The sequence below is a fragment of the Mesorhizobium sp. WSM3864 genome (genome assembly GCF_002294955.1).
GTDB lineage: Bacteria > Pseudomonadota > Alphaproteobacteria > Rhizobiales > Rhizobiaceae > Mesorhizobium.
This window is the reverse complement of record NZ_NSGD01000014.1, coordinates 23712-42682: the sequence shown is the minus strand read 5'-3', so window position 1 is coordinate 42682 and position 18971 is coordinate 23712. Positions and strand designations below refer to the sequence as shown.

Below are 18971 nucleotides of genomic sequence, written 5' to 3'. Positions count from 1 at the left end.
TGGAGGTCAGCCATGGGTAATCGCGCCGGAGGACGACGCACGGGACCGAAATGCATCGCCATAGTCGGTCCCTTCGCAAGCGGTAAGACGACACTTCTCGAAGCTATCCTCGCCCGCACGGGCGCCATTCCCCGCCAGAATCCCGTTTCATCGGGCAACACGGTTTCCGATCATTCGCCAGAAGCCCGCGCCCACGCCATGAGCGTCGAGGCGACCTTTGCCACGACGGAATTCATGGGCGAGCAGTTCACCTTCGTCGATTGCCCCGGTTCCATCGAGTTCGCCTTCGAGGCGGAGCCGGTGCTTGCCGCCTGCGATGTCGCCGTGGTCGTGGCCGAAGCGGACGAAAAGAAGATACCCGCGCTTCAGCTCATCATGCGCAAGCTCGACGACCTCGGCGTGCCGCGCATCCTGTTCCTCAACAAGGTGGACAAGGCGGTCGCCGGCGTGCGCGAGACGCTAAAGATGCTGCAGCCGGCCAGCTCGGCGCCGCTGCTGCTGCGCCAGATTCCCTTGCGCAAGGATGGTGTCGTCATCGGCTCGATCGATCTGGCCTTGGAGCGCGCCTATGTCTACCGCGAATATGCCGAAAGCCAGGTCGCCGAGATTCCGGACGACGACAAGGCGCGCGAGCTCGAGGCACGGTTCTCGATGCTGGAGACGCTGGCCGACCATGACGACCAGTTGATGGAGCAGTTGCTGGAGGAGATCGAGCCGCCGAAGGACGCGATCTTCGATGACCTTGCCGCCGACCTGCGCGCCGGCTCGGTGACGCCGGTGCTGATCGGTACCGCCGAGAAGGGCAACGGTGTGCTGCGCCTGTTGAAGGCTATCCGCCACGACGCGCCTGACGTCGAGGCGACGCGCAAGCGCCTTGGCGCGCCCGATGGCAGCCAGACGGTCGTGCAGGTGATGAAGACCATCCACACCGCGCATGGCGGCAAACTGTCTATTTCGCGTGTGCTTTCCGGCCAGGTGGCCGACGCGGCCGAACTCTTCCTCTCCAGCGGCGACACGACGAAGGTCTCCGGCATCTACAAGATGCTTGGCAAAGACCAGTTGAAGCTGCCGTCGGCCAAGGCTGGCGATACCGTCGCGCTCGGCAAGCTCGACAATGTCAGGACCGGCCAAACGCTGAGTTCGGCCAAAGGCGGCATCAAGCCGCTGATCGTGCTGGAGCCCCCGCAACCGGTGTTCGCATTCGCTTTGCGCCCCAAGGAGCGCAAGGACGAGGTCAAGATGTCGGCAGCGATCCAGAGGCTAGCCGAGGAAGACCCCTCGCTCAGCCTGCACCACAACCAGGACTCCGCGGAGACCGTATTGTCGGGCCATGGCGAAATGCACCTGCGCGTCGTGCGCGAGCGGCTGGAGGGCAAGAACCAGATCCCGATCGATGGCCACTCGCCGGCGGTTCCCTATCGCGAGACGATCCGCAAATCCGCACAGCAGCGCGGCCGCCACAAGAAACAGTCGGGCGGCCACGGCCAGTTCGGCGACGTGGTGATCGAGATCAAACCGCTGCCGCGCGGCACGGGTTTCCAGTTCACCGACACCATCACCGGCGGCGTCGTGCCAAAAACCTACATCCAGTCGGTGGAGACCGGCATCCGCGACTATCTGAAATCCGGTCCGCTCGGCTTCCCGGTGGTCGATGTCGCCGTCAACCTTTTGGACGGCTCCTATCATGCCGTCGACTCGTCCGACATGGCCTTCCAGATGGCGGCCAAGCTGGCGATGAAGGAAGGCATGGCGGCCTGTTCGCCGGTTCTGCTGGAACCGATCATGAAGGTCGAGATCGTCACGCCTTCAGATGCGACCTCGAGGATTATCGCTTTGATCCCGCAGCGGCGCGGCCAGATCCTTGGCTATGACGCGCGGCCCGGCTGGCCGGGCTGGGACGTGGTCGAAGCGACCATGCCCCAGGCCGAGATCGGCGACCTGATCATCGAGCTGCGCTCGGCGACGGCAGGCGTCGCCAGCTACAAGGCCGTCTTCGACCATATGGCCGAGCTGACCGGGCGCCTCGCCGACGAGGCGATGAACGCCAACGGCAAGGCCGCCTGATCGGATCTTGTTGAAGACGCGAAAACGGCGCCCGGATCGTCCGGGCGCCGTTCTTAATTGCGGACTGTCTTCCTTGGGAGGCAACGGCAGGTCCGCCGCATCAGGAAATGGATCGGACGCGGTAGCTGCCTGAGCCCGGCCTGTCCGAGTGATGCCCCCATCTCCCGGACCGACCAACCGCGTCCTATGATCTACCTAATCGATAGAGTGCGTCTGCGACATGTTACCCGATGTTACATGTCACTGTTACGCGGGCCGCGCGCACGCATTTCTGGTGTCGGCGTGACTTCGGCGCAACAAAAAAGCCGGATCAATAAAGATCCGGCTGAGTTTGATTGGAAGTGCCGATTAGGGCTAACCTCCAGAGGGGAACACTCGAGGGCGCTAATGGGAGGAGAACGCGCCCTGGAGATCAACTATATATGTGCTCATCATGCTCAAGAAACAAGCATCTATTTTGCAACACACGCATGCAAAAAGAGGTAGGCTGTGGTCTAATCCGTCGCGAGAACCGATAGGACCAGAAAAAATCGCCGAATCCAGAGCCGTTCCCGACTGAAAGCGATCGCTGATATGCAAACCGGGTCAGATTCCGGTGCCGAAATACGCTAAATTCACAATGATGCGAACTTGGGCTGGTCGCGTTTATTTCTGCGGCAGGAGAGCCCGATGCGAACTTTTCGGCAATTGCCGGCAGCGCCTTGATCTTTGTCTCCGTCCCGGGCGCGCTGTCTCCGGCTGGCTGCCCCACGCCATGGCGCGATTAAGTCCCTGTCGTGGGCCAGGTCAGGCCGGCACCACCCGAATATCGGCAGGTCCTGCTAGTAGGACCAACTGCGCGCCTTGGCGATGATGAAATCGCGGAACACGTGCAGCTTCGCCTGGTTCTTCATCGCGTCGGGATAGGCGAAATAGGTGTCGAAGGACGGCACCTCGGTTTCGGGCAGCAACTGGACGAGGTTCGAGTCCTTGTTGATGACGTAGTCGGGCAGCATGGCGATGCCGGCGCCGCCCTGGACCGCGCGCTTGATCGACAGGATGTCGTTGATCTGCAGCGTCGGCACCCTTTGCCCGCCCTCGAAATCGCCCACCGTCTCCAGCCAGTTCAGCTCCGACAGATGCGAAGGCACCGGCACGCCGAAGGTGACGATCCGGTGGTTCCTGAGCTCGGCGATCGAGGCGGGCTTGCCGAACTTCGCCACATAGGAAGGCGACGCATAAAGGTGGAAATGCACCGTGAACAACCGGCGCTGGATAAGATCCGGCTGCTGCGGCTGGCGCAGGCGGATGGCGCAATCGGCCTGACGCATGGTGAGGTCGAGCTCCTCGTTGGCGAGGATGAGCTGCAGGCTGATCTCGGGGTAGAGCTCGATGAATTCCTGCACGCGCTCGGTCAGCCAGCCGGCCCCGAGCCCCACCGTTGTCGTGACCCTCAGCACGCCGGACGGGCGATCCTTGGTCTCGGTCAGCCGCGACTTGATCGTCTCCAGCTTCATCAGCACGTCATGTGCCGTTCGGAACAGCATCTCGCCCTGCTCGGTCAACACGAGGCCACGCGCGTGGCGATGGAACAGCGCCACGCCGACGTCATGCTCGAGCGCGCTGACCTGCCGCGAGATCGCCGACTGCGACAGGTGCAGCGTTTCGGCGGCATGGGTAAACGACCCAGCCTCTGCCGCAGCGTGAAACACGCGTAGCTTGTCCCAGTCCAGCGCCATGATTCCCCTCGTGTTGCCTTTGGCGTCTGAATGAAAAATCAGGCTTTCAAACGGCTTTTTTCAGCCGATCGATTATTCCGCCGCTTCGCGGTGAACCTCGATCCCCGCCAGATATTTCTCCGCCTCGAGCGCGGCCATGCAACCGAGCCCGGCAGCTGTAACCGCTTGCCGGTAGACATCGTCGGTAACGTCGCCGGCAGCGAAAACGCCAGGAACGTCGGTACGGGTCGAATCGGGCGCCGTCCACAGATAGCCGTTCGGCTTCTGCTTCAGCTTGCCGATGAAAAGCTCGACCGCCGGCGCATGGCCGATCGCGACAAAGACGCCATCGACCTGCAGCCGCGACACTTCGCCCGTCATCACATTGCGCAGCTTCAAGCCGTCGACCGAAGGCGGCAGCGGTGCCTTGCCCGGCTGCCCGGTGATCTCGTCGACGGCGGTATCCCAGATGATGCGGACATTGTCCTTCTTGAACAGCCGCTCGCGCAGGATGCGCTCGGCGCGGAAATCGTTGCGGCGGTGAATAACGGTGACGCTCTTGGCGAGGTTGGCGAGGTAGAGCGCCTCCTCCACCGCCGAATTGCCGCCGCCGACCACGGCGACATCCTTGCCGCGATAGAAGAAGCCGTCGCAGGTGGCGCAGGCCGAGACGCCGAAGCCCATGAAGGTCTGCTCGGACGGGATACCCAGCCACTTGGCTTGCGCGCCGGTGGCGATGATCAAAGCGTCGGCGGCGTAGACGGTGCCGGAATCGCCGGTGGCGCGGAACGGCCGCACGTTGAGGTCGACCTCGGTGATGATGTCGTTGACGATCTCGGTGCCGACATGCTCGGCCTGCTTGAGCATTTGCTCCATCAGCCAGGGGCCCTGGATCGGATCGGCGAAGCCCGGATAGTTTTCGACGTCGGTGGTGATCATCAGCTGACCGCCCTGCTGCAGGCCGGCGACAAGCATCGGCTTCAGCATGGCGCGGGCGGCATAGATCGCCGCGGTGTAGCCGGCCGGCCCGGAGCCGATGATGAGAACGGGCGCGTGTCTGGTGTTCATGAAAAAGTCCCCTGCGGCGCGAGGGCCGTGGTTTTGTTGCCGGTAATGTAAGTGCTGCCCGCCAAGCCAGCAAGGCAGCTTGGCCTTCGTCCCCGGAAAGCTTCATAGCGGTATACAGGGCCATATCGCAGCCAGTTGCAGAAAAATCATCGCAAAGGGATGGCCTCGCGCGCGAAACCAAATTACAAAATCGCGAAAGATTCTTGCGCGAAAGCCGATCATGCCGCTCAAAGCCGATCTCGACGCCATCGACTGGAAGATCCTGCGAGAGCTGCAGAGTGACGGTCGTATGACCAATGTCGACTTGTCCGGCCGCGTCGGCATCTCGGCGCCGCCTTGCCTGCGCCGCGTCAGGCGACTGGAAGAGGCCGGCATCATCCGCGGTTACCGTGCGCTCCTCAATGCGCCGGCGCTCGGCATGGATGTCGTCGCCTTCTGCCTGATCGGGCTGCACCATCAGGCCGACGCCGAGCTCAAGGCTTTTGCCGAGCGGACGAGGGGCTGGCCGATCGTTCGCGATGCCTGGATGGTGTCGGGCGAGTCCGATTTCCTGCTGCATTGCGTGGCAAGCGACCTTGGCACCTTCCAGACCTTCGTCATCGAGGAGCTCGCCTCGGCGCCGAATGTCGACACGGTGCGCACCGCGCTGACCATCCGCCGGGTCAAGGATGAGGGGCTGGTCGCCTTTCCGGCTTAATGCGCCGGCTTCCGGTGAAGCCGCTGGAAAAACAGCGGTTTGGCGCTGAATTTTGAATCAATCCGCGATCATTGCGATCATATCGCGGTGAGCAGACCTTCCAGGTCCCGCACATCGCGCAGCGGCAAAACGGAAAAGCCGCCCATCGGTGTGGCTTCGCCATCGACAAGCCAGCCGCGCTCGAGGCCGGCGCGCTGGCCTGCTTCCATGTCGGCCGGCTTGTCGCCGACGATCAGCGATCGCTTGAGATCGAGGCCGAGGCGGCGCCCTGCCTCGAGCAGCATGCCCGGATTGGGCTTGCGCATCGGATGATCGGCGATCGCCAGCGGGCCCGAACCGGCCTCGTGGTAGGCGCAGGCCAGCACCATGTCGACGGCTGCGTTCTTCTCGGCAAGCAGTTCGAGCACCCGCTGATTAACCCGGGCGAAGGCATCCCAGCCAAAATAGCCGCGCGCGATACCGGACTGATTAGTGATGAGGATGACCGGAATGCCGCGCCGATTCGCGGCTTCTATGGCAGGCGCGATACCGTCGCGCAGCACCATGGCGTCCGGATCGTCAGGATAGCCGATATCGATATTGATGGTGCCGTCACGGTCTAGAAACAGTGCCGGCAGGCCAGCCGGAAACGCCTTGGCGCCAATCCGCTCGATCCACAGGCCGGGCTCGACGAGCGGAAAATCCCCTTCGCGGTCAGCCATTGCTGAGACGCGCTTCGACCGCCTCGCACAGGTGGTGATAGAGGCAGAGATGCCCCTGCTGGATGATCGGCGTCGAGGTCGACGGCACGCTGAGCAAGATGTCCGTGAGCGGCTTGAGCTTGCCGCCGGTGTCGCCGGTGAGGCTGATCACCGTCATGCCCATGGCCCGCGCCTGCTCGGCGGCGGCAAGGATGCTCGGCGAATTGCCGCTGGTGGAGATGGCGAGCAATACCGCGCCTTCCGACCCATGCGCCTCGACCTGGCGTGAGAAGACGGTGTCGAAGCCGTAGTCGTTGCCCCAGGCGGTCAGCACCGCCGCATTGGCCGGCAGCGCGATGACATTGTAGGCCTTGCGCTCTTTAAGAAACCGGCCGACCAGTTCGCCGGCGATGTGGATGGCGTCGCTCGCCGAGCCGCCATTGCCGCAGATCAGCAGCGCCTTGCCGTGTGACAGCGCCTTCACGACCGCGCTCACCGCGCGCTCCATCTCGCCGGTGAGATCGCGCTCGACCATTGCCGAGATCGCCGCCGCGGAGCGGACCAGATAGTCGTTCAGCTCGGACATGAAACCCTCAATTCGCGCCGCCGGCGCGCAGCTTGCCGATGGTTTTGGTGGTGCTCTTGCCGGCGACGAGGTCGACCAGCACCACACGCCCGCCCGCGTTCTGCACCACGTCGGCGCCGACCACGGTCTCGATCGTGTAATCCGCGCCCTTGACCAGGATGTCGGGCAGAAGCGCCTCGATCAGCTTGAGCGGCGTGTCTTCCTCGAAGACGACAACGGCATCGACCGAGGCGAGCGCCGCGAGCACGCAGGCGCGGTCGTGCTGGTCGTTGACCGGACGTCCGGGCCCTTTCAGCCGGCGCACCGAGGCGTCGCTGTTCAAGCCGAGCACCAGCCGGTCGCATCGGCTGCGCGCGGCGTGCAGCAGGCTGACATGGCCGGCATGCAGAATGTCGAAGCAGCCATTGGTGAAGCCAACCGACAGCCCCTCCTCTTTCCAGGCCGCCACCATCCTGGCCGCCGCATTGGCGTCGAGAATGGCGTCCTTGTGGGCGACCGGTCCATGCGAGCGGAACAGCGCGCCGGAAAGCTCCTCCACTGTCAGCCGCGCCGTGCCGCGCTTGCCAACGACCACGCCGCCGGCGGCATTGGCGATTGTAGCAGCCTGCACCCGGTCGGCGCCCGCGGCGAGCGACAGCGCGAAGGTGGCGATGACCGTGTCGCCGGCGCCGGAGACGTCGAACACTTCGCGCGCCTGCGTGGAGATATGGCGGGCATCCTCCGCGGTGACCACGCTCATGCCCTTTTCGCTGCGCGTCGCGACGATGAACTCGAAGTCATGCGCGGCAATCAGGTCGCGTGCCGCAGCGACGATCTCGTCATCGCCGAAGACCGGGCGTCCGACCGCCTCGCCGAGTTCCTTGCGGTTGGGCGTGACCGCCGTCGCCCCGGCATAGCGCGCATAGTCGCGGCCCTTCGGGTCGATCAGCACCGGTTTTCCGGCATCGCGGCAGATCGCGATCAGTTCGGCCGCCACGCCGTCGAGCAGGATGCCCTTGCCGTAGTCGGACAGGATGACGATATCGGCGCGCGCAAGGGCAGCCTGGAAATGCTCGACAAGCGTCGCCCGCTCGCCACTGGACAACGGTTTGATTTCCTCCTCGTCGAAACGCAGCACCTGCTGGTTAAGCGCGCTGAAGCGGCTCTTCGACGAGGTCATGCGGTCCTGCCGCTGTGCAAGGCCGTCCGTATCGGCGCCAAGATCGCCGAGCATGCGCATGAGATTGTCGCCGGCCTGGTCGGCGCCGATGACGGAGACCGGGATGGCGGCGCCGCCCAGTGAAACGATGTTGGAAACGACGTTGCCGGCGCCGCCCAGGGCCACCACCTCGCCCCGCCCATGCAGCACCGGGATCGGCGCTTCAGGCGAGATCCGCTCGATGACGCCGTTGACGAAACGGTCGAGGATGAAATCGCCGACCACCAGCACGGTGACCTCGCCGAAGTGGGCGATGGTGCGATGCAAGGGCTCCGGGGAAGGCAGATGGTGCTTGATCATCTCACTGGCGCGCGCCGAGAACGGCGGTTCTTGATCGGGGTTGCAGCGCCGGAAATGCGGCGCTCTTCATTCTTCGCGATGCCGATATACCGCAATCGGGGCCAGCGCAACGGCGGGCCGGTGCACGCGCACCGGCCAAGGCGCCGGACGGATCAGCTCTTCTGCAAGGCGACATGGACGCCGAGACCGACAAGCACGGCGCCACCTGCGCGCTGCATAAGGCGCTGCACGCGACCGGAGCGCCGCAGCCGCGCAATCATGGCGCCGGCGAGAAAGACGCAAACGATGTCGGCCGACGAGAACATCAGGTTGACAATGGTTCCCAGCACCACGAACTGCAGCCAAACCGGTAAGGTCGCCGAGGCATCGATGAACTGCGGCAGGAACGCCATGAAGAAGATGGCTGTCTTGGGATTGAGCACCTCGACCGTGATGCTTTCCAAAAAGGCGCGACGCGCCGATTTTCGCTCGATCACAGGGAGCGTGCCGCTTCCCTCGATCTTGGCGCGGAACAGCGAAACACCGAGCCAGATCAGGTACAGCGCGCCGACAAGTTTGACCGCCATGTAAAGCGGCGGCACGGCATGGAACAACACCGACAGTCCGGTTGCGGCGGCAAGGACATGGACATAGCCGCCGAGATGGATGCCGAGCGCCGCCGTCAGCCCCGACCAACGCCCGCGCGCCATGGTCTGCGCGGCGGCATAGAGCATGGCCGGTCCGGGAATGTAGGCGAAGATAGCCGTGGTGACGAAGAAGGCGATAAGCAGTTCGGTCGACGGCATCTTGATCCCTCACGATAGGAGCCGACTGAAGCGGGAGCTTTGCGGCCTCACTGTGGCGACGAACCGGTCTGCCCTGATTTGGCAAGAACGCGGGCCATGAACTTGTCATGGTCGATGACCGCGCGCTCGTGGAAACCTTCGCCGATCAATCCATTCTCGTCGCTGCACGATACCTTGAAGCGCAGCGTTCGCCCCTGCACCGCGACAAGCTCGACATCGGCGGTGACGGTCATGCCGACGGGTGTCGCGGCGACATGGCTGACGTCGACATGGGTGCCTACGGTTCTCTCATGGCTGCTCAGGAACGGACGCAATGCCTCGACGCATGCCCATTCGATGAAGCCGACCATGAAGGCGGTGGCGAAAACCGGCGGCATGTCGCCGAAACCCGCAAAGGCCGTTGTCATTGCCGGAACCGTCAGGGAGTCGTCGACCCGCAGGGTTTGAACGTGGCGAAGGCCGGGCTTTAGATCGGATGTCATGGCTATACCAACGGCAAGAACGCACACCGACGGCTCATGCCACGGCCCTCAAAGGCACCATAGCTTGCTTCGACCGAAGACGTACCGTTCGGCGCGCCAGAGCTTATCTCGCGAGCCGTTCTGCCGATCCATCCCTACATTCGTCGTAGCCGATGCTCCACAACCGGGGACCTTTTATCGACACCTGCTCGCGCCTCCCCTATAAGGGCCGGAATCGGCAACGAAACAAGGGTCACAAGGATGATCATCGTCACGGGCGGCGCCGGCATGATCGGCTCCAACATCGTCGCCGCGCTGAATGCCGAAGGCCATGACGATATCTTGGTCGTCGACGATCTGACCGACGGCCACAAGATCGCCAATCTGGCCGATCTCCGCATTGCCGACTATCTCGACAAGGACGAGCTTCCGGCCCGGCTCGAGGATGGCGGGCTGGGCCGCATCGAGGCCGTCTTCCATCAGGGCGCCTGCTCGACCACCACCGAATGGAACGGCAAGTTCATGATGGACGTGAACTACGCTTATTCGAAGCGCCTGCTGCACGCCTGCCTGGCGCTGCGGGTGCCCTTCCTCTATGCGTCCTCGGCTTCGGTCTATGGCGGCGGCAACGAGTTTCGCGAAGAGCCCGAATTCGAGCGGCCGCTCAATGTCTACGCCTATTCGAAGAAGCTGTTCGACGACTATGTCCGCCGCAATGTCTTCGACACCGATCACTCGCAGGTCGCCGGCCTGCGCTATTTCAACGTCTACGGGCCGCGCGAGGCGCACAAGGGGGCCATGGCCTCGGTTGCCTTCCATTTGTTCAACCAGGTCGAGCAGGGCCAGAACCCGAAGCTGTTCGGCGCCTATGGCGGGTTCGGCCCCGGCGAGCAGAGCCGCGACTTCATCCATGTCGGCGACGTCGCCGACGTCAATCTATGGCTATGGAAGCGGGGCTCAAGCGGCATCTTCAACTGCGGCACCGGCCGCGCCCAGCCGTTCCGCGCCATTGCCGAGACGGTGATCGACACGCTCGGCAAGGGTGAGATCGAGTTCGTTCCCTTCCCCGAACACCTAAAGGGCAGCTATCAGAGTTTTACCGAGGCGGATATGTCCCGCTTACGCGCGGCCGGCTACAATGGCCAATTCCGCACCGTCGAAACCGGCGTCAGAGACTATGTCCAATGGCTGAAAGCCCAACGATCCTCGTGATCGGCCCACGCTGGGTGGGCGACATGGTCATGGCCCAGTGCCTGTTCGCCGCGCTGAAGGAAAAGCATCCGAATGCGGCCATCGACGTGCTCGCGCCGGCTTGGGCAGCGCCCCTGGTCAAGCGCATGCCCGAAATACGCTGCCAGATCGACTTTCCACTGATGCCCGGCACGCTCGAATTCCGCAGCCGCAGGCGCTTCGGCCGCCTGCTGCGCGGCCGCTACGACATGGCCTATGTGCTGCCGGGGAGTTGGAAATCGGCGCTGATCCCGTTCTTCGCCCGGATTCCGCGCCGTGTCGGCCATCTGAGGGAAATGCGCTACGGCCTGCTGACCGACATCGTTCCGCTGCCCGATGCGGTGAAGCGGCGCACGGCTCAGGCCTATTTCGGCCTGGCGCGCGGCGGCACTTTTCGCCCGCCGAAGCTCACCGTCGATATGGCCAATCAGGCCGATCTGCTGGCGCGGTTCGGGCTGGGTGCAAAAGAATTCGTCGCCCTGTTGCCGGGCGCCGAGTTCGGCCCGGCGAAGCGCTGGCCGAGCGAATACTATGCTGAGCTAGCCCGCGGGATGATGGCAAAAGGCCTGGGCGTCGCCTTGCTCGGCTCGAAGAACGACTCTGAGGTCACCGGCGAGATCGCGAGGCTTGCGCCGGGCGCCGTCGACCTTGCCGGCCGGACGAAGCTGGAGGATGCCATCGACCTGATCGCCGCGGCGAAGATAGCCGTCTCGAACGACAGCGGACTGATGCATGTGGCCGCCGCCGTCGACACGCCAATCGTCGCCGTCTATGGCTCGACCTCGCCCGAAAACACGCCGCCGCTGACCGATCGTTCGGAACTGATCTGGCTGCATCTCTCCTGCTCGCCCTGCCACAGCAAGGTCTGCCCGCTCGGCCATCTCAACTGCCTTAAGACGCTCGATGTCGCGCGGGTCGCCGCCGCCGCCGACCGGTTGCTTGAAATTCCTGCGGCCGCATGAGGGTTCTCATCGTCAAGACATCATCGATGGGCGATGTCATCCACACCTTCCCGGCCGTCGAGGACGCGCTCCGCAATCGCCCGGACATAAGCTTCGACTGGTGCGTGGAAGAGGCCTTTGCCGCCGTCGTCGCCTTGCATCCGGCGATCGGAACCATCCACAAGGTGGCGCTCCGGCGCTGGCGCAAGAAGCCGTTCGACGGCGGCACATGGCGCGAGATGGCCGGCCTGCGACGTGCGCTTCGCTCGCGCCGCTACGACCTGGTTATCGATGCACAGGGGCTGTTGAAATCGGCCGTGGTCGCCAGGCAATCCGGCGCGCCGATCGCCGGCTTCGACCGCTCCAGCGCCCGCGAGCCCTCGGCGACGCTGCTCTACGAGCGCAAATACGCCGTGCGGCGCGAGCTGCACGCCATCGAGCGCACCAGACGCCTGTTCAGCCTGGCGCTGGGGTATCAGGCGGACCTCTCGACGCTCAACTCCGGCATAGTGCCGCCGGCAGGCGGACTTTCCGGCGTTGAAGGCAAAACGGCTTTCCTGCTGCACGGCACCAGCCGCGAAGACAAGAAATGGCCGGTCGAAGACTGGGTCGAGACTGCGCGCCGACTGGTATCGCAGCAATTTACACCGATCGTCACCTGGTCGAACGAAGCGGAGAAGCGTGTTGCCGAGGCGATCGCCGGCGCCGTGCCGGAAACGGTGCTGGTTCCGAAATCGCCGCTAGCGGATGTCGCTGCGATCCTCGGCCGGTCGACGCTCGTCATCGGCGCCGACACCGGCCTCACCCATCTCGCCAGCGCTTTCGGCCTGCCGACCGTCGCCATATTCCTGGCGACGGAGCCCGGCCTGACCGGCCCGCGCGGGCCCTATTCATCGACACTGCTGGCGCCCGCCGGCGGCAAAGTCACGGCGGCCGAAGTGATGGCTGAAGCAGAGCGGCTGCTGGTGCTTAGATCGGAAACGCCAGTCTAGCCCTCAAATAAATTGCACCTGGACGATCTCGTAACCCCGTGCGCCGCCCGGGGCGTTGACCTCGATGGCATCGCCGACTTCTTTGCCGATCAACGCGCGCGCGATCGGCGAGGAGATCGAGATACGGCCGGACTTCACGTCCGCTTCCTGGTCGCCGACGATTTGATAGGTCTTCTTTTCCTCGGTGTCCTCGTCGACCAGCACGACCGTGGCGCCGAACTTCACCTTGTCGCCGCTGAGCTTCGAGACATCGATCACCTCGGCGCGCGCGATCAGGTCCTCGAGCTCGTTGATACGGCCCTCATTGTGGCTCTGCGACTCTTTAGCCGCGTGGTACTCGGCATTTTCGGACAGGTCGCCATGCGAGCGCGCTTCGGAGATCGCCTCGATGATGCGTGGACGCTCTTCCTGCTGGCGCCAGCGCAGTTCTTCCTTCAATGACGCGAACCCCTCGCCTGTCATCGGGACCTTGATCATGATGCCTGACCTTTCCTGCCACTACCCCCGCTTTTCGGGAATAGCCTTGTCGTTGGGTACAAAAAGAAAACGGTCCGGCAGCCTCGGGCTAACGGAACCGTTTCACCACAATTTCCCTGAATATAGCGATCTCCGCGCGATTTTCACGCTCAAAAATGAAGTTCAGTAAAATCACCACCGCTTTTGCAAGGCCGTCCGGCGCTAAATCGGAATACCGGCAGCAAAAAACCGACTGCGATTGCTCGCAGCCGACTTCGAAAAGCATCGATGAAGAATCAGCTCCTCAGGAAACGTTCGATCTGCTCCGACAACATGCCGTATTCGCGCGAGCTTTTGCCGGTCCGCTTCTCGATTTCCTTGAGCTGCTCCTGCGCGCCGGCAAGATCGCCGATTTGCAGATGGGCCTCGCCGAGATATTCGCGCACCAGTGTGTAGTCGGGGTCGATGCGCAGCGCTTCCTCGTAATAGCCGAGGCCGACCGTGACACGGCCGGAATGGCGATGCGAATAGCCGAGATAGTTGAGAATGCGCGGATCCTGCTTGTTGGCGGCGAGCGTCAGCACCGAGATCGCCTCGTCGTAGCGCCCGGCCATCGCCAGATCGTGGCCTGCCTCGTAGATGCTGTCGTCATCCAGCATGCCGTACTGCGGCACGACGCATTTCTTCTTCTTCTTGTCCCAGACCTGACCCTTCTTGCATTGAGTGGTAGTCTGGCTGCCACCGCCACCGCCCTCGCCGGCGGTGAATGCAGGCGCCGCGAACAGCGGCAGGCTAACGGCAGCAGCCAAGACCTGAACAAGCAAACGTCTGCGCATCGGAGCCTCCTTGAGCGTGACAACGGCAGATTAACGCCGCTTCGATGCGGTTTCATCCCGAAAACCTGTCAAAAGCCAAACTATTTGGAGGTCGGGAGCGCATCGCCTCTGCGAACGGATGTGACGCGGGCCGCAAATCCGCTATCATCAGTCGAGCGCACGACGAGGAGAAAGGCCAGTGCAGCAGCGCCTCGAGAAGGAATGGGAGCTTTCCATCGACCCGGATACCGTGCGCCTGTTCATCCTGAAGGCCAAGGCGCTGAGCGCCGCCGTCAACGAGGACTACGACGACGGCGCCGAGCACGAGGTCGAGTTCGATGGCGACAGGCGCGACAGTCACCATCACGACGGCCTTGTCGAGGAGGCATCGGAAGACCTCACCGAGGAGGAGTTCCGCGAGCTGATCAACGACCTCAACGTCGATGAAGCGGCCGAGCTCGTAGCGTTGGCCTGGGTGGGCCGCGGCGACTACGAAGCTTCCGAATGGGTCGACGCGGTGGCGGCCGCGCGCGAGCGCGCCAACAAGCGCACCGCAAAGTACCTGCTCGGACTGCCGCAGCTCGCGGATTGGCTGGAGGAAGGCCTGGAGGCGATCGGCGCGTAACGAACCGGTAACCGATTTTGATCGCAGCGCCGCAGCGTCCAAGGCAACCTTGCGATGCCGGGCCCGTTTCCGGCCGATGGCGAGGCTGAGCTTTTCCGGATTTTGCAGACTGGCGCTGCCTTTGGCGGCGGGGATTTTGCTGGTCACGCCGGCCGATGCCAAGCATCGTCACAGGCAGCCGCTGACACCGCGCATGGAGCAGCCGTTGACGCAGCGGGCCGATCAGCCACTGCGGCCGAGGATCAAGCACCGCGTGAGACCGCGCGGCAAGCAGCAAGTCGCGCCAAAGCTGGCGCAACAGCAAACGCAGGACCAGCCGATCTTGCCCGCCGATGCTCCGGTGCCAGAACCACGGCCCGCAGAAGCGCAAAAGGCCGGCACCGCAACGCTGGAAGAGCAGAAGGCTGCCGGTCCAAAGGACGCTGACGCATCCGACCAGATCAATCAAGAAAAGTCTCGTGAGGGAAAGCGGCAGCATCCCGAGTCTTCGGCCACCGAGCCGTCAACCGACACGGAAGGCGAACCTGAGGCGCCGTCTGCGGTGCCGATTCCGACGCAACGACCCGACATCGCGGAACCGAAGCCGCCCGCTGCCGCACCAAAGCCACCTGAAAAGCCGGCTGATACCCACGACAACAAAATACTGCCCGATCCGCGCTCCGCTGAGCTGCCAGCCGACAAGATGCCGGCGGAGGAGGTTGCCTGCCGTGAGCGCCTCAAGACGCTCGGCGTCGAATTCGAGGAGCACAAGGCCGAGCACGAAGCCGAGATCGGCTGCTCCATTCCCTATCCCATCGTCATGAAAACATTAGGAAAATCGATCAGTATAGGCGCCGGAGCCGAACTCAACTGCCAAATGGCGGAGGCTGCGGCACGATTTGCCGTCGAAGTCATCCAACCCGCCGCGAAGGCCGAATTTGGCGCCGATCTCAAATCGATCGGCCAGGCCTCCGCCTTTGTTTGCCGCCCGCGCAACGGTGGTGGAAAGCTTTCGGAGCACGCCTTCGGCAATGCGCTGGACATCGCGTCCTTCACACTCTCCGACGGCAGGACGATCGAGGTCGGCCCGGTGCCGCCCGAAAAAGATGCAAACTTCCTGAACACGATCCGCAAGGCCGCCTGCGGGCCGTTCAAGACGGTGCTCGGCCCAGGCAGCGATCCGGACCATGCGCTGCACTTCCACTTCGACCTCGAACCGAGACGGAATGGCGGAACGTTCTGCCAATGAGTGGGTGCGAAGAACAGATGCCGCAATTCGGCCCCAGGCGTGAATGCCGGCGCTGATCTTTCCTTTACTCTTGCCGACTAGACTTGTGCCATCCGGGGACAGGATGCCTTTCGATGGCCGCAATATTTGGCGCCAGCCTCGCCTTGGCGCGACTAAGCACTCGTGCGCGCTCCGTTGCCGTCAGAATGACAACGGGGCTCGCAATCACAGCGGTCTCGGCCTGCACCACCGGCGATGTCTTTTCGCTGCAGCCGGCCGTCGACGTCGGCAGCCAGACCTCCGCCATGCCCGAGGCTCCGCAATATTCCGGCATGCAGAGGCTTGTTCCGTCCGATCCCTACCTGACCCAGGCAGCCTATCCGCGCATGGATGAGCCCTTGTCTTCGCCCGAGCAGATGCCGGCCAGCGAGATCGACTGCCGCAATGAACTGAAACGGCTTGGCGTCGTTTACCAGGACATCCAGCCGATCCACGAAGGCCAGTGCGGCATCGATTTCCCGGTGAAAGTTTCAGCCATCGGCAGCGTCGAGATGAAACCGGCAGCGACACTGACCTGCAACATGGCCGCGACCTTCGCCGCCTGGACCAGGAACGAGCTCGTGCCGGCAGCCCGCTGGCGCTATTTCTCCGGCGTCAGGGCGATCCACCAGGGCTCGAGCTATTCCTGCCGCAAGATCGCCGGCGAGGGCGTCTGGTCGGAGCACGGCAAGGGCAATGCGCTCGACGTCATGAGCATCGAGCTCAACAATGGCAACGACATCGACGTTCGCAAGCCTGGCCTGTTTGCGTTCCGCACCCGCGGCTTCCTCAACAATGTTCGCGCCGACGGCTGCCAGTATTTCAACACGGTGCTCGGCCCGGGCTACAATTACGACCACCGCAACCACTTTCACTTCGACGTCAAGAACCGCAGGAACGGCTACCGCGCCTGCCGCTGACCCTCAGCCTACTGCCCAACCGGCCCAACACCGCATAGAGTGGGCCGGGCACAGGCTTGGGAGTGGTCTTTCGTGGGTGAGCGAAGCCTTAGACGACGCGCGGCGATCTGGCTGGCGGCTTTCTGTGCTTTCTATCTGGGCTTTGCCTATCTTGCCGCGCCAGAATTCTGGACGTGGCGCGAGCGCGGCTTCCGCACGCAGCGCTTCGAGATGGTGACGCACACGCCGCAGGGCATTCCCGGCGACCCGATCAATGTCGGACTTGTCGGCACCGAGAAGGAGGTGGTCCGCGCCTTTGCCGTGGCCGGCTGGGACACGGCCGACGCCGTCACGCTCAGGACAGCGATCGACATCGGCGAGAGCGTCTTGTTCTCCCGACCCTATCCCGATGCGCCGATCAGCCGCCTGCTGTTTGAAGGCCGCGCCCAGGACCTCGCTTTCGAAAAGCCCGTCGGCAACAGCGCCGACCGGCGCCACCACGTCCGCTTCTGGCGGACAAATACCGTCGGCGACGACGGCCGCCCGCTCTGGCTGGGTGCCGCCAGCTTCGACCGCGGCGTCGGCCTGAGCCACGACACCGGTGCCATCACCCACCATATCGGCCCGGACATCGACGCCGAGCGCAACTTCCTGATCGGCGACCTCAGCACCGCAGGCATGCTGACATCGACCAGCGAGATCCCGGGGATCGGCGCGACGAAAAACGGCAGGAACGGCGGCGACGATCCCTATTTCACTGACGGTATGGCGGTGGTTGGCGTGTTGAAGCAATTGCCCTAGCGCATCCGGCATTCTCGAAGCAGCAAACCGCGCAATTCGAAAAACGCCCAACCCGCTATTTTCGAATGCACCGCAGCAATGCTATTGACGCCGCATGCTATACGTCGAAATCGCCGTTGTGGCCGCCCTCATCCTGGTGAACGGCCTTTTGGCCATGTCGGAGCTGGCTATCGTCTCGTCGCGGCCGGCCCGCCTCAAGGCGATGATCGACCGCAATGTCAGGGGTGCCGGCCGCGCGCTGGCGCTCGGCTCCAATCCCGGCAAGTTTCTGTCCTCGGTGCAGATCGGCATCACCCTGGTCGGCGTCCTTTCCGGCGCCTTTTCCGGCGCCACGCTCGGCGAGCGACTGGCTCAATACTTGGCCTCGACCGGCATCCGCGAGAACATCGCCGACCCCATCGGCGTCGGCATTGTCGTCGCGGTCATCACCTACGCCTCGCTGATCGTCGGCGAGCTCGTGCCGAAGCAGATCGCGCTCAGGGATCCTGAGCGCGTCGCAGTCCGCGCCGCACCGGCGATGACCATTCTCGCCAAGGTATCGGCGCCGCTCGTCTTTCTGCTCGACATTTCCGGCCGCGGGGTTTTGTGGTTGCTTGGCCAGGCCGGCGAGGCGGAAGAGAAGGTCACGGACGAGGAGATCAAGATGCTGGTCGCCGAGGCCGAGCATCACGGCACCATCGAATCCGACGAGCGCCGCATGATCGCCGGCGTCATGCGCCTTGGCGACCGCGCCGTGCGCGCCGTGATGACGCCGCGCACCGAGGTCGACTGGATCAACCTGCAATCCGACGAGGGGGCCATCAAGCGGCTTCTGATGGAGAGCCAGCATTCGCGCCTGCCTGCAGGCGACGGCAATGTCGATGCCATGATAGGGGTCATCCAGACGCGCGACGTGCTGGCCGCCCTTCTTGCCGGCAGAGTGTTGGATCCGCGCCAGCATGTGCGCACCGCGCCAATCGTCCATGATCAGGCCGACGCGCTCGACGTGCTGCAAAGGCTGCGGGAATCGGACGTGCCGATGGCGCTCGTCCATGACGAATACGGCCATTTCGAAGGCATCGTCACGCCGGCCGACATCCTGGAAGCGATCACCGGCGTCTTCCGCTCGGACCTCGACGCGGGCGAGGAAGAGAACGCGGTCAAACGCGAGGACGGCTCATGGCTGCTTGCCGGCTACATGCAGGCTGACGAGATGGCCGAGGTGCTGGGCATCGACTTGCCGGAGAACCGCGACTACGAGACGGTGGCCGGCTATGTGCTGTCGCATCTGCACCACCTTCCCGCTACCGGCGAATGCGTGGACGCGCAAGGCTGGCGCTTCGAGGTGGTCGACCTCGACGGCCGGCGTATCGACAAGCTGATCGCCACCCGCCTGCCCGACGGCCACCGTCCGATGGCGCGCCGATAGCGAGCCTGGATCTGCCGGGTTT

Annotated in this window: 20 protein-coding genes; 10 read left to right on the top strand and 10 right to left on the bottom strand. The window is 63.7% G+C overall.

The genetic code is table 11. The features are described 5' to 3' along the window. Positions 1–12: 12 nt before the first annotated feature. Positions 13–2064, top strand: coding sequence for an elongation factor G (locus tag CK215_RS23520; RefSeq protein WP_095832347.1), 2052 nt, complete (start codon positions 13–15; stop codon positions 2062–2064). 821 nt (positions 2065–2885) lie between these two features. On the opposite strand, the gene CK215_RS23515 is transcribed toward CK215_RS23520, so the two are convergent. After that, positions 2886–3782: a LysR family transcriptional regulator gene (locus CK215_RS23515; RefSeq protein ID WP_095777339.1), complete on the bottom strand. Its 897-nt coding sequence runs from the start codon at positions 3780–3782 to the stop codon at positions 2886–2888. 72 nt (positions 3783–3854) lie between these two features. Beyond that, positions 3855–4829: a thioredoxin-disulfide reductase gene (gene trxB, locus CK215_RS23510; protein ID WP_095832346.1), complete on the bottom strand. Its 975-nt coding sequence runs from the start codon at positions 4827–4829 to the stop codon at positions 3855–3857. Positions 4830–5049: 220 nt separating this feature from the next. On the opposite strand from trxB, the gene CK215_RS23505 reads away from it, so the two are divergent. After that, a complete protein-coding gene (locus CK215_RS23505; RefSeq protein ID WP_095832345.1) occupies positions 5050–5526 on the top strand; it encodes an Lrp/AsnC family transcriptional regulator in 477 nt (158 codons plus the stop codon). A gap of 77 nt (positions 5527–5603) precedes the next feature. Here the strand turns inward: CK215_RS23505 and CK215_RS23500 are convergent, their stop codons facing one another. The 5 genes from CK215_RS23500 to CK215_RS23480 form a co-directional block, all read right to left on the bottom strand. Beyond that, positions 5604–6227 carry an HAD family hydrolase gene (locus tag CK215_RS23500; protein ID WP_095832344.1) on the bottom strand — a complete coding sequence of 208 codons (624 nt, stop codon included), beginning with the start codon at positions 6225–6227 and terminating at the stop codon, positions 5604–5606. Further along, entirely contained in the window at positions 6220–6792 is a 573-nt protein-coding gene (locus CK215_RS23495) for an SIS domain-containing protein (RefSeq protein WP_067326675.1), read from the bottom strand. The genes CK215_RS23500 and CK215_RS23495 overlap by 8 nt, the downstream gene beginning before the upstream one ends. A 7-nt stretch (positions 6793–6799) precedes the next feature. After that, positions 6800–8290 carry a D-glycero-beta-D-manno-heptose-7-phosphate kinase gene (gene rfaE1, locus CK215_RS23490; protein ID WP_082980447.1) on the bottom strand — a complete coding sequence of 497 codons (1491 nt, stop codon included), beginning with the start codon at positions 8288–8290 and terminating at the stop codon, positions 6800–6802. Positions 8291–8442: 152 nt separating this feature from the next. Continuing rightward, positions 8443–9075 (bottom strand): LysE family translocator, encoded by a 633-nt coding sequence (locus CK215_RS23485; RefSeq protein ID WP_095832343.1) that lies wholly within the window; start codon positions 9073–9075, stop codon positions 8443–8445. 47 nt (positions 9076–9122) lie between these two features. Beyond that, positions 9123–9482, bottom strand: a complete 360-nt coding sequence (locus CK215_RS23480) for a thioesterase family protein (protein WP_210201685.1) — start codon at positions 9480–9482, stop codon at positions 9123–9125. Positions 9483–9797: 315 nt separating this feature from the next. Between CK215_RS23480 and rfaD the strand changes: the two genes are divergently transcribed. The 3 genes from rfaD to waaC are packed head-to-tail and all read left to right on the top strand — an operon-like array spanning position 9798 to position 12699. After that, on the top strand, positions 9798–10748 hold the full coding sequence (rfaD, locus tag CK215_RS23475) for an ADP-glyceromanno-heptose 6-epimerase (protein ID WP_095832341.1): 951 nt from the start codon (positions 9798–9800) through the stop codon (positions 10746–10748). Next, positions 10721–11728, top strand: a complete 1008-nt coding sequence (gene waaF, locus CK215_RS23470) for a lipopolysaccharide heptosyltransferase II (RefSeq protein WP_095832340.1) — start codon at positions 10721–10723, stop codon at positions 11726–11728. Before rfaD ends, waaF begins: the two co-directional genes overlap by 28 nt. Continuing rightward, positions 11725–12699 carry a lipopolysaccharide heptosyltransferase I gene (gene waaC / locus CK215_RS23465; protein ID WP_095832339.1) on the top strand — a complete coding sequence of 325 codons (975 nt, stop codon included), beginning with the start codon at positions 11725–11727 and terminating at the stop codon, positions 12697–12699. The genes waaF and waaC overlap by 4 nt, the downstream gene beginning before the upstream one ends. A gap of 3 nt (positions 12700–12702) precedes the next feature. On the opposite strand, the gene greA is transcribed toward waaC, so the two are convergent. The 3 genes from greA to CK215_RS23455 all read right to left on the bottom strand — a co-directional run bounded on the left by greA (position 12703) and on the right by CK215_RS23455 (position 13991). Next, positions 12703–13176, bottom strand: coding sequence for a transcription elongation factor GreA (greA, locus tag CK215_RS23460; protein WP_027168132.1), 474 nt, complete (start codon positions 13174–13176; stop codon positions 12703–12705). An 88-nt stretch (positions 13177–13264) separates the two neighbouring features. Next, positions 13265–13441: a hypothetical protein gene (locus CK215_RS31405; RefSeq protein WP_156752633.1), complete on the bottom strand. Its 177-nt coding sequence runs from the start codon at positions 13439–13441 to the stop codon at positions 13265–13267. Between the two features lie 10 nt (positions 13442–13451). Next, on the bottom strand, positions 13452–13991 hold the full coding sequence (locus CK215_RS23455) for a tetratricopeptide repeat protein (protein ID WP_066994481.1): 540 nt from the start codon (positions 13989–13991) through the stop codon (positions 13452–13454). A 178-nt stretch (positions 13992–14169) separates the two neighbouring features. Here CK215_RS23455 and CK215_RS23450 point away from each other — a divergent pair, with 178 nt between their 5' ends. The 5 genes from CK215_RS23450 to CK215_RS23430 all read left to right on the top strand — a co-directional run bounded on the left by CK215_RS23450 (position 14170) and on the right by CK215_RS23430 (position 18949). Next, positions 14170–14595: a DUF3775 domain-containing protein gene (locus CK215_RS23450; protein ID WP_066994478.1), complete on the top strand. Its 426-nt coding sequence runs from the start codon at positions 14170–14172 to the stop codon at positions 14593–14595. A 193-nt stretch (positions 14596–14788) separates the two neighbouring features. After that, positions 14789–15823 carry an extensin family protein gene (locus CK215_RS23445; RefSeq protein ID WP_066994925.1) on the top strand — a complete coding sequence of 345 codons (1035 nt, stop codon included), beginning with the start codon at positions 14789–14791 and terminating at the stop codon, positions 15821–15823. A 185-nt stretch (positions 15824–16008) separates the two neighbouring features. Then, entirely contained in the window at positions 16009–16761 is a 753-nt protein-coding gene (locus CK215_RS23440; protein WP_245418779.1) for an extensin family protein, read from the top strand. 72 nt (positions 16762–16833) lie between these two features. Further along, entirely contained in the window at positions 16834–17541 is a 708-nt protein-coding gene (locus tag CK215_RS23435; RefSeq protein ID WP_095832337.1) for an LssY C-terminal domain-containing protein, read from the top strand. A 94-nt stretch (positions 17542–17635) separates the two neighbouring features. After that, on the top strand, positions 17636–18949 hold the full coding sequence (locus CK215_RS23430) for a hemolysin family protein (RefSeq protein WP_095823242.1): 1314 nt from the start codon (positions 17636–17638) through the stop codon (positions 18947–18949). Positions 18950–18971: the final 22 nt, after the last annotated feature.